This is a genomic window from Bacillus sp. BF2-3, assembly GCF_008368795.1.
GTDB lineage: Bacteria > Bacillota > Bacilli > Bacillales > Bacillaceae_G > Bacillus_A > Bacillus_A cereus.
This window is the reverse complement of record NZ_QOSA01000053.1, coordinates 27554-43628: the sequence shown is the minus strand read 5'-3', so window position 1 is coordinate 43628 and position 16075 is coordinate 27554. Positions and strand designations below refer to the sequence as shown.

The window sequence follows — 16075 nt, the reverse complement described above, 5'->3', positions numbered from 1 at the left end:
TAAAAGCGGGGGTTCATAAATGGGAAAACTACTTAAGCTTGTGATACCGTGCATGTGCTTAATGACCGTTATTATTTTCGCTAGTAAAATTAGTTATGCATCAAAAAATAAAAGTGAATCAGTACAATCGATCGCATTAAAAGATTATCAATATAGTAAGGGAAGTTCTTCTGAAAATTTAAGTTTTGAAAAAATAACAACATCTCCATTTTCGTTACCAATCTATACAACAATTCCAGCACAGCAAATTTTAAATAGCTCTGAATTTAAGAATTTACTATTACCAACAAATGAAAAGCTGTGGTTTATTATGAAGGGTGAGCAGCCAGAAGGACTAATTGTTGCGAATGATATTGAACCGATTCGAACGGGCGGAGAAAATAGAAGTAAAGATTTATATGGATTATATACAGCAATAAAGAATAATACAAATGAAACAAAAGATATTAGTTATTTCGAATTTGAAGGGCAAGGAATATTGGTAGTAAATCAAAATAATGATCAAGAAATATACCTTAGTAAAGGTGCCGCTGCCATATTAAAACTTCCTACTGGTCAAAAAGTATTGAGCAGTGAAGTATTACAGAAAATGAAAGAGAGAATTGTAACTGGTTTTGAATAGTGGTAATGTCTGATTCTTTTTTGTGTTTATACAGGGTTGAATAGGGAACAGGATCAATGGTAGCATTAGGGCATCTTTACTGTTTGAAACCTAATAGTGTATATAAAAAGGTTAGAGAAGTTAATTCTCTAACCTTTTTATATTAATGTATGAAATTTAAAAACTGATGGAGTAAACCAAATAATAAAAATTTGTCTGCTCTTCTATTTTTATTTGCAATTTAAACTCGTTATATTCCGCTATCTATTGTACAACCTTTTTACATAGCTGAATTTTTTTATTTGAAAATAAGGGTGCATCTATAAAACCATAATGATAGACTAAAATACCTAATTCCACTCTAGAATTAATATGCCATTTTTCTTTAATATGATTAATTATCGTTGAAATTCTTCGAGGGGTAACATATATTTTTTTGGAAATTTCTGCATCTGTATATCCTTTTGCTACATAAATAGCTACTTCTAACTCTCTTTCGGTCAACATTCTTTTCATAAAATACGCTCCTTCGAAATTATTTATATAAAAATCAAAAGAAACTATTAAAAGAAATAAAGGTGAAAAATCATATTTATTTTAATCAGGCTATTTGCGGATAGTAAGATTCCCACCTCAAAATTTAGATGTGGCAAAGAAGTCTAACTCCCTGTAAAAGCCTGCCTGGAGTGGACTAATAATCAGTGGGGGGATAAAACTCCCATTAATTATTAGTGAACCATTTTTTAATAATTTCTCGTATTGTAATACAAGTTTGTAAAAGAAACTATAAATCCATATAATTAGTAATTGTAACTATATTAATTTTACATTACATTAAAAGTTGGGAAATATTCTTATACTCATAAAGTGTTACATTTGAGGGAGGAAAGATGGAATTCTACAATCTTGGTATTATTATTAAAGAACTTAGAAAGAAAAAAAACATGTCACAATCTGAATTATGTCATGGAATATGTTCACAAAGTCAAATTAGTAAGATAGAAAAAGGTATTATTTATCCATCTAGCATATTGTTGTATCAATTATCTGAAAGACTTGGTATTGATCCAAATTATATATTCGCACTAACCAAAAATAAAAAAATAAAATATATTGAAAATGTAAAATGTGTAATGAGAGATTGTGTGAAACAAAAACAATATAATGAGCTTTACGAAATAGTAAAAAAAGAGAAAGATGAGAATAATTTTCAATCAAAAGAAGATAAACAATTTCTATTATGGCATGAAGCGATTGCTATATATTATGTAAATGGAGCAACAAGTAATGCCTTTGACATTTTAAATAGAGCACTAAAACAAACCTTAAGTAGTAGTAACTTTTTATCAGAAAAAGAAATAAGCATAATGAATTCAATTGCTATAATACATGCAGAAAATGAAGAGTATGAGAAAAGTATAAATATATTAAAACAAAGTTTAATTAATTTTAATAAGATAGAATTTCCTAGAGAAAAAGAAATCAAATTAAGACTCATTCATACGTTAACAAAATGTTTACACCTTGCAAATCAATATGAAGAAGCAATAAAGTATAGTGAAATAGGTATAAAATTAGCGATAAATATGAATACTTTATACTTATTAGGTGAATTATTTTTTGAAAAAGGTGCAATTTTATTGAAAGTTCAGCACTCTAATGAAGTTGGTTTAACAGACATAAAAAAAGCATTATTTATATTTGAACTAACTGAAAGAAAACAATATATAAAAATGATCAAGGAAAAATATATTAAAAATCAAGAATAAACAAGAAAGAATTCTAACATAAACTATTCCTAATTGTTATTTTTTTCTAAAAAAAGTACTGTAATACGAACTATTCCTAATTGTTGTTTATTGCTAAAATAAATACCGTAATATTAGATAAATATAAAGGGTGGCATTTTATGAAATCAAGAGGAATTACTCGTAAAGCAGATAGCATGGGGCGTATTGTTATTCCAATGGAAATAAGACGGAGTTTAGGAATTGTAGAAAAAGATTCTCTTGAAATGTTTATAGAAGAGGACCAGATTATTTTACGAAAATATCAATCTCCAAGAGCTTGTGCACTTACAGGGGATATTTCAGACAGCAATATTTCGTTAGCGAATGGGAAGATTATTGTAAGTCCAAACGGGATGGAACTGTTAATAAAGAAGTTACAGCAATATCTTTTAAAATAAAGTGAAACTTTAATCAGGGGGAGTTTTGTTCATCCCCACTGATTATCAGCCCTCACCAATCTTGCTTTTATGGGCAGCCCGAACCCCCACCTAACTTCTTTGCTTCCGCTGTATTTTAAGGTAGGGGTCTTACTGCCCGGCAAATAGCGGGGTAAAAGGTAAGTAAGAACTTTAAAATAGAATATACTTGAAAAAAATTCCTCTATCAATTTAGGGGTTTTTTTATTGTTATCAATAAAATTGAGGGGCCGTAGTTCGTTCAATGGAATACGAATTACTTCATAAATAGTCTGACTATTTTTTATAAAAAAACTATTCATTTACATTTTTTGGTTTCGTGTTATATTTTTCATGTTAACATAGTTGTATTGAAAATTCTGATTTCGAAATTAGGAAAACTTTAGAAAATGAAAGAGATTTTTAAATTAAATTTACCAATTCAATAGAGGTTCGTCGGGGAAATGTACCTAAGAAGAAATCTCTTATAATCCACGTTTTTTATTTGTAAATCGGTAGTTCTAATAGCTCTGACGAAAAGCGAAGGAGCAAAAAAGAAATGGATAGTTTGTTTAATAGAAGATAGGGTATAAAAAATAAAACAACGGAGGTTTTATAATGAATAAAGGAATACTGCAGATTACAGAAATTGAAGAAATTAGCATTCCTAATGTATTGAAGGATAAAATGAAGAATCTGATAGAAAATGAATTGAAAACTCATAATCCTTATACTTGTGATCAAGAAATAGCAGCATATTTTTCAAAAGAGTGGCTTAATTGTTTGATTGACTATTCAAAGAAAAATCCGAATTCAGATATGAAAAACCTACTACATATAATAAAAATAGCGAATTGTGGCGGAAACGTACCACCTACTCTTATTAAAAATACTCCATGTGATCCTATGGAAACACTATTACCTGGGGAAAATCGCAGAGGTTTTAATTATGGCGAAGACGAACACGATAGAATGAAAAAATATTTTTATGCAGAATGGGTCACATGGCTTTTTGCCACACTTTTTAATTATGATGCTTTAATTCACCCATCCGAACATGCAGGGAAAAATAGATTTCATCTTATTTCACCTTTAAACAACGATGAAGTTTTGCGAAATGTCGGTGCAAGCACCGGTGGCGGGAACTTTTATCAACATAACGATGCCACAGTGTATACAGATATGAAAGACCAATCAGATATTGAAGCAAGATTGAAAACATTCAATACGAATTTAGAAATTGTATCAAATAGACTTAATAAATCCGTGGAACGAATAGTGTCTGAAATTACTTGTGGAAAATTTACTAGAGTTGATGCTCTTTTATTAAAAGGAGTGTTAAATTTAAAAACTCAAACTCATATTGGAACGCCAAAATTACTGCAAAAGCATCTTGAAGAAAATCACTTCAGTAAAGATGACATATTGGCGGTAAGTAAAATGCCTATTGCTCATATCGCAGGAATGGCTGATGGTGAAATATCGGGATTTGTAGGAGAAATAAACCAAATTATATTTTTAGATGATAATGGTGATATTATTGCAACTTGTTTGAATGGAGCGGAAAATAGATTAATTTATGTGGGAGAAAGTGAAGAAGAAAAATTGAAATTTGACATGTTTTTAGAACTCTTACGAACAACGCCTACTTATAAGGTTCCACTTACATCTGAAGATTTATTACTTATACCAAATTCATACTATGGTAAACAAACAAATGTAACTCATGGTAGGGAAAGGTTATCTGAGGAAGAATATAAAATCCCGATTGGAAACAATAAATATGGAAGAAGAATTGTTTGCAGACAATACGTTTCCAGTCGATTACGTGATCAAAAAGAAAGTTACTTTACAGATTTAATTAACTAGTTTAAAGAGAGGAGGGACGATGGGGAGGTTTGGGTTATAATAGCTCAAGCCTTCCCATATTCTTTGTATGGATTTTACTATTGAATTACTTATACTACTATTTTTAGTAGCTGTATTAGCAGGATGGATAGATACGATTGCTGGGGGCGGTGGTATGATAACTATCCCGATAATGTTATTAGTAGGTATGTCTCCTTCTGTAGCGATAGCAACTAATAAACTACAAGGGAGTAGCGGAACTCTCATGGCAACAGTGTTTTTTATTAAGAAGAAAGAAATTAATCTTAAAGAAATGCGTTTGTCCATCTTAATGACCTTTTTGGGATCCGTTTTCGGTGGATGGCTTGTTTTACAGATACGAGCAGAATATTTAATCATGATATTACCTTTTTTACTTATTATTATTGGTCTTTATTTTCTATTATCTCCAAATATAGCAAACGAAGATCGACCGAGAAAAATAAGTATGTTGTTGTTTGCGTTAACAGTGGCTCCATTCCTTGGATTTTATGATGGTTTCTTCGGCCCAGGAACAGGTAGTTTAATTGCTTTAGCGTTCATTCTTTTATGTGGATATAGTGCTACGAGAGCAACTGCAAATGCTAAAATCTTGAATTTTACAAGTAATTTCGCTGCTTTGTTATATTTTATTATTTTTGGCCAAATCGATTGGACAATTGGGTTGATTATGATGCTTGGTCAAATTATAGGATCGTATATTGGAGCGAAGATGGTGCTTACAAAAGGGACGTCATTAATACGACCAATAGTGGTTATTGTTTGCTTTGTCATGGCAATTAAAATTTTTTTACAAAATATAAACTAAATGTAATCAATATATTATTTGGATCAAAGTTAGAGTGTTTTCATGTTCTTATTGCAGTATTACGCTGTTTAAGATGTGTTCAAAATTACACAATTTGACTAGTGTAATGTATTGCGTTATGCTTTTTTTAGTATAAAAGAAAGGCTTGAAGATAATGATTCGTCGTTTGAGAAAGCTAAAAAATGTAGCTGTCGTAGTAAGCTTCTAAGTAAATAGCAAAATATATAATACTTAGAAGCGAGGAATAAAGTTATGAAGTATCCATTATTTAATCATTGGTCAGAAACAAAGTATATAAAAGATATAGTAACAAATCCACTCATTGAAGTGGGAGAGTACTCCTATTATTCAGGCTATTATAGTCATCAAAATTTTGAAGATGGCTGTGTAAGGTATTTGTGGGGGGATGCTAAGTCTCAAGCACTTTTCAATCCAATTGAACAGATGGGATGGCATCTTGATAAACTCATTATTGGGAATTATGTTTGCATTGCAAGTGGAGTAGTCATTTTAATGGGTGGTAACCATAATCATCACTCAGAATGGATTACAGTATATCCATTCGCTGAGCAAATTGAACAATCATATGAACCTAAGGGTGATACAGTCATAAAAAGTGATGCTTGGATTGGAATGAATGCTATAATAATGCCTGGCGTTACTATTGGTGAAGGGGCAATTGTTGCTGCAGGATCTGTCGTAAGTAAAGATGTTCCGCCGTATACAATAGTTGGTGGAAATCCTGCTAAGGAAATAAAGAAACGATTCACTGATACAGAAATAAACATGTTAATGGAAATGCGTTGGTTTGATTGGGATAGGAAATTGATTGAGAAGGCAATTCCGCTGTTATCTAGTCCATCCATCGAACCATTATTTGCTTTTTATAAAAATGAAGTGAAAAATAAATAAATCAGTTAGAAAAACTACATCCAGTATAGGGTGTAGTTTTTTGATTACAAAAAACTAATAGTTTAGACTAAATAAAATTCATCTCTAATATAGGTCTAGCAAATAGCTGAATTGAATAATTAAAATCATTGATAGCTAATAAAGCATTAACGGGCAGTAAGACTCCCACTGATTAAAGTTTCACTTTATTTTTTGTAAATATGGAACAAATGTAGCATCTAGATTGTCTATTAATTGTAATCCTAAAAAATATGAAAGTGCGAATCATTTTGAAAAATATAAGGGGATTAAAAATAGGGATATGTGTGGGAGTACAAAGTATCAGGGCACCTAAAAGTGTCGGATGAGATGGTCTATATGAAAGCGATCCTAACGTCTAATATGTATATATAATTTGAGAACACTGTCTATTTTTTTGAGATTATGTTAGAATAACGCTTTTTTTGAGTACAAAGGTATTGGAGGTAACAGAAGTGAAAGGTATGTTTTGCAAGAAATTTATTGCAATAGTAACAGTGCTTACACTATTTTTTAGCATGTTCGTTACATTTGGAAGAGCAGCAGCGGAAACAGTTTCTGCTATAGACGTTGAAGCGGGATCAGCAATTTTAATAGAAGCAAATTCCGGAAAAATTTTATATGAAAAAAATGCAGATGAATCATTGGCAATTGCTAGTATGACAAAAATGATGAGCGAATACTTAGTTCATGAAGCGGTGGATAAAGGAAAACTTAAATGGGATCAAAAAGTTAAAATCTCTGAATATGCACATAAGATTTCGCAAGATCGTTCATTATCAAACGTTCCATTAGAAAATGGTGGCTCTTATACGGTAAAAGAGTTATATGAGGCAATGGCAATTTACTCTGCAAATGGTGCAACAATTGCTTTAGTTGAACAGATTGCTGGTAAAGAAGTCAATTTTGTAAAAATGATGAACGATAAGTCGAAAGAGTTTGGAATGAAAGATTATAAATTTGTAAACTCTACAGGCTTAACAAATCAAGATTTAAAAGGATATCACCCAGAAGGGACAACTCTAGACGAGAAAAATAAAATGTCTGCAAGGGATTGTGCAATTTTAGCGCAACGTCTTATTCAAGATTTCCCCAAAATATTAAATACAGCAAAAATTCCTAAAAAAACATTCCAAGAGGGTGGTAAATATCCAATTGATATGGCGAACTTTAACTGGATGTTAAAAGGTTTAATTAAGCAATATGAAGGTGTAGATGGTTTGAAAACAGGAACGACTCCAGAAGCGGGAGATTGTTTCACTGGTACAGTAGAAAGAAATGGTATGCGCCTAATTTCTGTAGTGATAAAAGCAAAATCTCATACGGCACGTTTTGATGAAACAAAGAAATTATACGATTATGGATTTGCGAATTTTGAAGTGAAGAATTTCTATGGAAAAGATTCAGTAATAAAAGGATATGAAACAGTTCGAGTGGCAAATGCAAAAGACAAAGATGTAGTAGTTCAAACGAAGCAAGCTGTTTCACTTCCAATGTCGAAGGGCAATAAAGACATTTATAAAAAAGAATTTAAAGTATTGAATAAAGAACAAGAAGCGCCTATTAAAAAAGGTGTAACAATTAGTAAAATGATTATCTCGCCTAAAGATAATACAGATCCTGGGTTCTTATCAGGTAAATCATTACAAATAGACCTTGTAACAAAATCTGATGTGGAACAAGCAAAGTGGTTTACACGTTTTATACGTAAAACAGGATCTTTTTTTAGTGGCATGTGGGATCGTTCGATTGATATAGTAAAAAGCTAATTTTATAGGATACAACTAAATATTAGTTTGAAACAAAAGATTTCAAAGTACTATAGATTCTTATGTGGATAGCTTGGAATGTCAGGGTGTAATTTTTCCTTCTTACTTTGTGCATTGTAATGACACTACTTTTTTCTATAGTTTCATATCATTTAATCGAAAAGAAATGTATCAACTGGGCAAAACAAAGAACAATAAATTTTTTGAAAAAAGTATAATTCCTAGATAGATTTTATTTCTTTAGTAAATATATGAATATGACCGATTCCTAAGTATACTTAGGAATCGGTCAATTTTAGATTCTAAATGTAAATATAGTAAAGTGGAATATAATTGAAATCGAAAACCACTTAGAAATAACAATTACGGTGTGAGCTATTGTATAGTATAGATATGGTTAACAATAAAGGGGGAATACATATGTGGAAGCGATTTGTAGCAATTGGCGATAGTTTTACAGAGGGGATAGGGGATGAAGTTGAGGGGATTGCATTAAAAAGCTGGGTAGATCATTTTGTTCAACTGTGTGAAAATGATATAGAATATGCCAATTTTGCAAAGCGTGGGTTAGTAACTAAAGAAATTCAATCGCAGCAATTGGAAAAGGCGCTAACTTTTAATCCAGATTTGGTTAGTCTCATTGCAGGGGCAAACGATGTTTTAAAAGGACGTTGGAATCATGATGCATATAAGAACGATATGGAATTTATGATAGATACATTAAGTAAAGCAGGGGCTGATATTATTATAGCAAACCTTCCAGATTTTACAGTTAGGCTTCCTTTTGCTTCTGAAAAAAAACAAGTAATAAAAGAACAATTATTAGAGGCAAATGAAGTTATACATTCACTGAGCAGAGAGTATAAGCTTCATCATGTTGATTTTTGGAATCATCATTTAGTTAATGACAATACGCTTTGGTCTAAGGATTTAATTCATCCAAACTCAAAAGGATATGTAAAAGTTGCTGAATTAATTTTTAGTAGTTTGCCTGTACAGAAGACAAAATAATAGTTTGCAATGTAACGAATATGATATTAATTGTATGAAGCTATGTTTTTTAGTAAATAGAAAGAACTAAACATTTAGCAAACAAAGCGTTTCTACGATATATTTCTACAGTAGTGCACAAATACAGAATCACAAAGAAAGATCACTTATGGAAATAGGTGGTCTTTAAATGTTTTTATAACTAAATTAGTATATACTGTATTACTAACAGTTTCGTACTACATAAAAATTAAGTTCTCTTATAGAAAAACTGATTTTATATTATCTTAAAATATAATAAAACGTTCAAATCATATTTTGGGTATGTATCTTAATTGTGAATGATGTGTAATTTTTTTTGAAGTATAAATATCCAATAAATAAAATAGGTAGTAGCTGCAGAAGTATTAATACTATATTATTCAATTCTTGTTATGAGTACATTAGTGATTGGTAATATTATATTTTTATTATCAACTTTAGTTATTGGAATTAATTTGCATAGAAAATATGTAGGATTAGAAAAAATATACTTTATTGTATATTTTTTTTGTTTAGTTGGATTTACGGTCTCTTTAAACTATTATGTTAATAAAATTAAAAAACTTAATTCTTAATACCCTTATGGTTAAAGCTATCTATAAAATGAAAATATAACTAAATAATAGTTTGTTATGATTTGTGGATTTGGTTTTTTATCCGAATTTTCTGATTCAAATATTTCAACTTTATGAATATAGTAGGTGAAATATTTGTGTGATAGTATTTGAGATAGAAAAAAGCCAACTTTAAAAAGGATGTGAATTGAATGTGTAAACGACTGTAAAGGGTTATATTAAGGCAACGTTTAGCTGTTATTAGTGTAAGGTAAAGATATATTTTGTAACAGTTGATATAAAAATGAAGGAATAGGTACGCTTTCGTTTGTCTGACTATTTTAAATATACGAAAAATAAGACTGATTTGAGTTTTGACGAAGTTAAATTCTAGGTGAGGTGTCAATACTGATTAATTAGGTTTAATAAAGAGGTACCTTATACGCAAAAGCGTTTATATTAGTAACCTAAGGAGCTTGCTTTTATGAAAACTACTGATTCAAAAGGCCTATTAGGAAATAGGGTTTATTTACAAGTTTTCTCTGCCTATTCATTGCTTATGCTTGGTGTTTTTATTGATATGTTAGCGATTATGACTATAGTTGGGTTTGAATGGGAAGTAGATCCTACTATGATTGGATTGATTCCTGTTGCATATGCACTTCCTGGAATTATTTTTGGCTCATGGGCAGGTGTTATTGCGGATCGTTTTAGAAAAATTCCAATTATGATGTTCTGTAATCTAATGGTTGGTCTAATAACAATTGCTCTTTTATTTGTACAAGATATCCACTGGCTCTTAGTGGCATTAATGATTCGTTCTATTTTTATTGTTTTCTATTATCCTGCACAGCAAACACTAACAAGACAGATTGTATCCCCGGACTTGCTTACTAAAGCAGTAAGTATCAACGGAATAGTAGAGCAGGGTACAAAGATAGTAGGCCCACTTATAGGGGGCATGTTGCTGAGCTGGTTTCAACCAGAGTTCTGCCTCATTATAAGAGCTATAAGTTGTTTATTAGCTACCTTAGTTCTCATACCCACAATAAAATTTAAAGAAACTATATCGAAAGAATTTGTTGAAAAGCAAAAACAAAGTACTTGGACCGCTTGGGTACAAGGGTGGGGTTATGTGTTATCTAATCGGATAATATTATCAACCATGATTTTCGTTACAATAGCCATGGCAGTATTACAATTAGTAGACTCACAATTCCCAACTTTATTTAAGAGCTTATTCCCACATGATAAAAGTAAAATGGGATATATCATTTCTATTATTGGTCTTGGCGGAATACTTGGTGCATTACTAACTCAGAAATTAAAACAATTTCAATATGGCTGGGTAGTATGTGGAGGTATGGTTTTAATGGGAATTGGTTTTGGGGGGATTGGTTTGATAACGCCCGGTACGGTCTTCGTTTTAGCTTATTTAATTAGTTTTATCGCTGGTATCGGAAGTGGGCTGATGCTTGTATCTAATCAAGTCATTTTACAAATAGAATCCGATCAAGATCAAGTAGGAAGAGTATTTGGTATACAAAGCAGTTTAACAAACGCAGTTCTAATTATTTCTCCTGCTATGAGTGGTCCATTAGTGCATTTGTTTGGAGTAACTCAACTCTATGTTTATGGAGGGATTGGGCTTGTTATTATTGGAGTAATTGGAGTTTCACTGCAGAAATATTTATGGGCTAAACATAAACACGAACCTATAAGAGCAAATAATTTTTGAAGGGAAGATTTTTATGACCAATGAGGAATGCTATCCATTAAGCCATCCGCAGCGAAGAATATGGTATACAGAAGTCGTTCATTCTGATAAAGGAATATGTAATTTAAGATTTTTATTTAAACTTCATCGAAAAATGAATTATTCAAAATTAAACCAAGTTGTGAATCGCGTTATCAGTGAAAATGACGGTCTGTGCATTAGGTTAAAAGAAAATGGGCATCAGGAACCGAAACAATATTTTACTAAACATGAAGAACAAGAATTTGAGTTTTTTGATTTCAGTAATGTGGAGAATACAAATTTGCTTGAGGAATGGATTGAGCAGAAAACAAAAGAAACGTTTACATTATTTAATTCAAATTTATACTATTTCGCTTTAATAAAATTAAACGATAATGAATGTGCAGTCTTTGGAAATGTTCATCATATTATTATGGATGGTTTATCAATTCAAATATTTACTGAGCAGATTGCAAAATATTATTATGACATGCATAACGAGAATGAGGAAGGCGAAATTAAAAATTCATATGTTCAATTTCTGACCAACGAACAAACATACTTGAATAGTAGTCGCTTTCAAAAAGATCAAAAATTTTGGTTAGAGGAATTTAAAACACTGCCATCTGTGACTGGATTGAAGCCTTATAATACGTACCAAGTTAGTACAAAAGCATCACGTGAGACGTTTATATTAACGGAACATTTGAAGAGAAAGATAGAAAAATTTTCTGAAGATTACAAAAATAGTTTATATACTCTTTTTGTTGCTGCTTTTTCGTTGTCCATGTATCGGTTGACCTCATCGCTTGATATTGGTTTAGGAATGGCTTACGGCAACCGTATGACTAAAATGGAACGAAAATTGATTGGAATGATGGTGAGTACAGTTCCTTTAAGAATGGATATTGATCCAGAAGAAGAAGTACTTTCATTTATTAGTAGAGTGTCCAGAAAACAAAGTAAATCATTAAGACACCAGAAATATCCATTTGATTTGTTATTAAAGCAGATTAATAAAGAGAATAACAGTAATGTGAGACTTTTCGGAACTACGATTGATTATAGGGATCGTGATGAAAGTGGTGACTCACTATGGATTCCAAACCGTGAAGAAGTACAAGATTTTGCAGTTCATATTGAAAATCTAATTGATATAGACTCTTTACATGTACATATTGATTATCGTGAGGAGCTATTTTCTAAGGAAGAGATAGAACGATTCTTTAACGTTATGCTAGTGATACTGGAAAATATTTTTGAAAACCCAAAGCAGAAGGTGGCTGAAATAGAAATCATTTCTGAGGAAGATAAAAGAAAAAGTTTAGTTGAGTTCAACAATCCTAAACTGGATGTCCCACCTCAAGTAACTATTCATGAAATGTTCGAACGGCAAGCGATGATTTATCCAAATGCTATTGCAGTTACGTATGAAAAAGAAAAAATTACTTATAAGGAGCTTAATGAACGTGCAAACCAGTTAGCTCATTATCTGCAGAAAAAGGGAGTAGGACCTGATACTTTAGTTGGACTGTGCGTTGAACGTTCCCTCGAAATGATTATAGGTATTTTAGGAATTTTGAAGGCTGGTGGGGCTTATGTTCCACTTGATCCAACATATCCAGAGCAGCGACTTCAATATATTTTAGAAGATGCTAGCATTCAGTTATTCGTAACGCAAGAAAGTTTAAAAGAATTGAACTGGTTACCAGAAAATGTTGAGTCGATTTGCCTGGATCGTGATCAAGATGAGATTGGGAAAGAAAGTAAGACTTTGCCGGTTTCTAGTGTCGGTCCCAAAAATCTGGCATATGTAATCTATACTTCGGGATCAACGGGAAATCCAAAAGGCGTTATGATAGAGCATCACAATGTTATACGGTTATTTAAATCGACGGATTGTTTGTATCAGTTTAATGAAAAAGATACTTGGACGCTTTTTCATTCGTATGCATTTGATTTCTCAGTATGGGAAATTTGGGGAGCGTTATTATATGGTGGGAAATTAGTTGTTGTTCCGTACTGGATTAGTCGATCACCTAAGGATTTTTATCAAGTATTGGTGGAGGAAGAAGTCACAGTTCTAAATCAGACACCTTCCGCATTCCGCCAATTAATACGAGTGTGTGAACAAGAAGATAAGAATAAAAATTTGCAGCTGCGTTACGTGATATTTGGCGGAGAAGCGTTAGAACCTATTGGCTTGTTACCGTGGTTTCAAAGGTATGGGGAGAAAAAACCACAGTTAATTAATATGTATGGAATTACAGAAACTACAGTTCATGTTACATATTATCCAATTACTCAAGATGATGTGCAGCATGCTTCAAGAAGTAATATTGGAAAGCGGATTCCCGATTTAGAAGTGTATATACTAGACGCTTATCAACAACCTGTTCCTATAGGTGTTGATGGTGAACTTTATATTGGTGGAGCAGGATTGGCACGTGGATATTTAAATAGACCTGAATTAACAGCAGAGCGTTTTATATCTCATCCATTTAGTAGTAATCCGAAAGAAAGATTATACCGGACAGGAGACTTAGCTAGGTATTTGCCAGATGGGAATCTAGATTATCGTGGAAGAATTGATCATCAGGTTAAAATACGTGGTTTCAGAATTGAGATTGGGGAAATTGAGTCTACTTTAAATACATATGCATCTGTAACAGAGGCAGTTGTAATTGTAAGAGAAGATCAGCCGGGCGATAAAAGATTAGTAGCATATGTTGTAGGAGATGGAAATGTAGATGCGTGGAGAGAGTATCTTAAAGCGAAACTACCAAGTTATATGGTTCCTTCGGGATTTGTGGCGATGGAAGCTATTCCACTTACAGCTAACGGTAAAGTTGATCGTGAGGCCTTACCTATGCCAGAGGAAAAGCAGATTAATAGTGAATGGGTTGGCCCTCGGAATAGTAACGAACAGATACTGACTGCCATTTGGAAGCGAGTATTAGGTGTTAAAAAGGTGGGAATCTATGATAATTTCTTTGAAATTGGTGGCGACTCGATTCTCAGTATTCAAATCATATCTCAAGCAAGTCAAGTGGGGTTAAAACTTACTCCAAAGCAAATGTTTGAATGCCCAACTATCGCTGAGCTGGCACAAGTGGCTATAGAAACGCAGGGAGTACAAGCGGAGCAGGGAATTGTGATAGGTGATGTGCCTCTTACTCCAATTCAGTGCTGGTTCTTCGAGCAAGAACATCCACATACAGAGCATTGGAATCAATCAATGCTTTTAAGAGTAAAAGAAAGATTGAATGTGAAATTACTAGAGGGAGCGATATTAAATTTACTGAAACATCATGATGCTTTACGTTTCCGGTACGAACAGTTACCAAACGGAACGTGGAGGCAGAGAAATGAAGGGACTGATGAGCTGTCAGTACTCCATGTTGTAAAACGTAATCAAGTTAATGAAAAAGAGTGGAATAAAATAATACAAGAAGAGATGAACATTAATCAAGCTAGTTTCAATTTAGTTACTGGTCCGTTAATGAGAGTAGTGTACTTTGAAGATAACTTGACTGGAAATGATCGAATATTCTGGGTGATTCATCATTTAGTAGTAGATGGAGTGTCATGGAGGATTCTATTGGAAGATTTACAGGTGGTATATAACCAGATGAAACAAGGTCAAGAAGTTCGCTTACCTGCGAAAAGTACATCTTTTAAAGAGTGGTCTGAACGACTCCAGACATACAGTGATTCGGGTATTTCAAAAGAAGTACAAAATTATTGGAATGAACAAGTAGAAAAAGAAACGATGAAAATTCCAATGGACTATCCAATACAAGAAACAACAGAAGAATCGATTGATCAAGTGACGAGGACTCTAGGAATAGAAGAAACACAAACATTGTTATACGAAGTTCTAGTCACTCATAAGACAAGGATTGATGAGGTACTATTAACGGCATTAGGACAAGCTATCGTTGATTGTATAAATCAGCAAACCGTTTCTATTCATCTAGAAGGACACGGAAGAGAAGAGATGATTGAAGGTATTGATTTATCAAGGACAGTGGGCTGGTTCACGAGTATTTATCCCGTTCATCTCAATTTTCAAGGAACTCAGACACCTATTGAAGGGTTAAAGGCTGTCAAAGAACAATTACGTCGAATTCCAAATCGCGGAGTTGACTATGGTATTTTACGTTACTTGAATAAAGGATTACTTCCGTTTTATCAGCAAAAGCCTTCAATAAGCTTTAACTATTTGGGCCAATTTGATCAGGTGTTTTCAAGGGACTCTTTGTTTATGCAAGAGACAGGATTTACATTTTTAGATCATGCTCCAGATTCCAAACCGTCTCATCTAATTGATGTTATCGGAATGGTGAAAGATGAAAAGTTACATTTTATTTGGATGTATAGTAGGGAACAGTTTTCTAAATTGAAAATTCAAGTGATAGCAGATGGTATGTTAAGGCATCTCCGTCAACTTATAAATAAACCAACAACAGAGTCTGCTTTTACGGTATCAGATTTTGCTGATGCAGAGGATCTTACGGAAGAAAGCTTAAGCAAAGTATTACTTAAATTAACAAAGAAGAGGGTGTAAA

At 32.5% G+C, this 16075-nt stretch carries 11 protein-coding genes and 1 pseudogene; 11 read left to right on the top strand and 1 reads right to left on the bottom strand.

All coding sequences use genetic code 11. The annotated features are described in order from the left end of the window. Window positions 1-19 precede the first annotated feature (19 nt). Window positions 20-622 (top strand): hypothetical protein, encoded by a 603-nt coding sequence (locus DN401_RS27775; RefSeq protein ID WP_000517279.1) that lies wholly within the window; start codon window positions 20-22, stop codon window positions 620-622. 243 nt (window positions 623-865) lie between these two features. On the opposite strand, the gene DN401_RS27770 is transcribed toward DN401_RS27775, so the two are convergent. After that, complete coding sequence (locus DN401_RS27770; protein ID WP_000827560.1) at window positions 866-1117, bottom strand: response regulator transcription factor; 252 nt, start codon at window positions 1115-1117, stop codon at window positions 866-868. A 374-nt stretch (window positions 1118-1491) separates the two neighbouring features. On the opposite strand from DN401_RS27770, the gene DN401_RS27765 reads away from it, so the two are divergent. From DN401_RS27765 to DN401_RS27715, 10 genes and pseudogenes are all read left to right on the top strand, one after another. Further along, window positions 1492-2370 (top strand): helix-turn-helix domain-containing protein, encoded by an 879-nt coding sequence (locus tag DN401_RS27765; protein WP_000397979.1) that lies wholly within the window; start codon window positions 1492-1494, stop codon window positions 2368-2370. Window positions 2371-2510: 140 nt separating this feature from the next. Continuing rightward, complete coding sequence (locus tag DN401_RS27760; protein ID WP_000842216.1) at window positions 2511-2789, top strand: AbrB/MazE/SpoVT family DNA-binding domain-containing protein; 279 nt, start codon at window positions 2511-2513, stop codon at window positions 2787-2789. 615 nt (window positions 2790-3404) lie between these two features. Continuing rightward, window positions 3405-4655, top strand: coding sequence for a hypothetical protein (locus tag DN401_RS27750; RefSeq protein ID WP_001032358.1), 1251 nt, complete (start codon window positions 3405-3407; stop codon window positions 4653-4655). A 67-nt stretch (window positions 4656-4722) separates the two neighbouring features. After that, complete coding sequence (locus DN401_RS27745) at window positions 4723-5481, top strand: TSUP family transporter (protein ID WP_000347993.1); 759 nt, start codon at window positions 4723-4725, stop codon at window positions 5479-5481. Between the two features lie 252 nt (window positions 5482-5733). After that, window positions 5734-6393, top strand: coding sequence for a CatB-related O-acetyltransferase (locus DN401_RS27740; protein WP_000876934.1), 660 nt, complete (start codon window positions 5734-5736; stop codon window positions 6391-6393). A gap of 473 nt (window positions 6394-6866) precedes the next feature. After that, the gene (locus DN401_RS27735; RefSeq protein ID WP_304521045.1) at window positions 6867-8180 is read left to right on the top strand and encodes a D-alanyl-D-alanine carboxypeptidase family protein; all 1314 of its coding nucleotides are present in this window, start codon (window positions 6867-6869) and stop codon (window positions 8178-8180) included. A gap of 92 nt (window positions 8181-8272) precedes the next feature. Further along, window positions 8273-8398 (top strand): annotated as a pseudogene (locus tag DN401_RS27730) (acyltransferase family protein); the annotation flags it as partial. 202 nt (window positions 8399-8600) lie between these two features. Next, window positions 8601-9191, top strand: coding sequence for an SGNH/GDSL hydrolase family protein (locus DN401_RS27725; RefSeq protein WP_000265880.1), 591 nt, complete (start codon window positions 8601-8603; stop codon window positions 9189-9191). Between the two features lie 1059 nt (window positions 9192-10250). After that, on the top strand, window positions 10251-11504 hold the full coding sequence (locus DN401_RS27720) for an MFS transporter (RefSeq protein WP_000858613.1): 1254 nt from the start codon (window positions 10251-10253) through the stop codon (window positions 11502-11504). Window positions 11505-11517: 13 nt separating this feature from the next. Then, complete coding sequence (locus tag DN401_RS27715) at window positions 11518-16074, top strand: non-ribosomal peptide synthetase (protein WP_000180442.1); 4557 nt, start codon at window positions 11518-11520, stop codon at window positions 16072-16074. The last annotated feature ends 1 nt before the right edge of the window (window position 16075 follow it).

What these genes read in the sequence shown, in the direction of transcription:
- DN401_RS27775 (WP_000517279.1), top strand. Translation starts at nt 20, where the DNA reads ATGGGAAAACTACTTAAGCTTGTGATACCGTGCATGTGCTTAATGACC.
- DN401_RS27770 (WP_000827560.1), bottom strand. Translation starts at nt 1,117, where the DNA reads ATGAAAAGAATGTTGACCGAAAGAGAGTTAGAAGTAGCTATTTATGTA.
- DN401_RS27765 (WP_000397979.1), top strand. Translation starts at nt 1,492, where the DNA reads ATGGAATTCTACAATCTTGGTATTATTATTAAAGAACTTAGAAAGAAA.
- DN401_RS27760 (WP_000842216.1), top strand. Translation starts at nt 2,511, where the DNA reads ATGAAATCAAGAGGAATTACTCGTAAAGCAGATAGCATGGGGCGTATT.
- DN401_RS27750 (WP_001032358.1), top strand. Translation starts at nt 3,405, where the DNA reads ATGAATAAAGGAATACTGCAGATTACAGAAATTGAAGAAATTAGCATT.
- DN401_RS27745 (WP_000347993.1), top strand. Translation starts at nt 4,723, where the DNA reads ATGGATTTTACTATTGAATTACTTATACTACTATTTTTAGTAGCTGTA.
- DN401_RS27740 (WP_000876934.1), top strand. Translation starts at nt 5,734, where the DNA reads ATGAAGTATCCATTATTTAATCATTGGTCAGAAACAAAGTATATAAAA.
- DN401_RS27725 (WP_000265880.1), top strand. Translation starts at nt 8,601, where the DNA reads ATGTGGAAGCGATTTGTAGCAATTGGCGATAGTTTTACAGAGGGGATA.
- DN401_RS27720 (WP_000858613.1), top strand. Translation starts at nt 10,251, where the DNA reads ATGAAAACTACTGATTCAAAAGGCCTATTAGGAAATAGGGTTTATTTA.
- DN401_RS27715 (WP_000180442.1), top strand. Translation starts at nt 11,518, where the DNA reads ATGACCAATGAGGAATGCTATCCATTAAGCCATCCGCAGCGAAGAATA.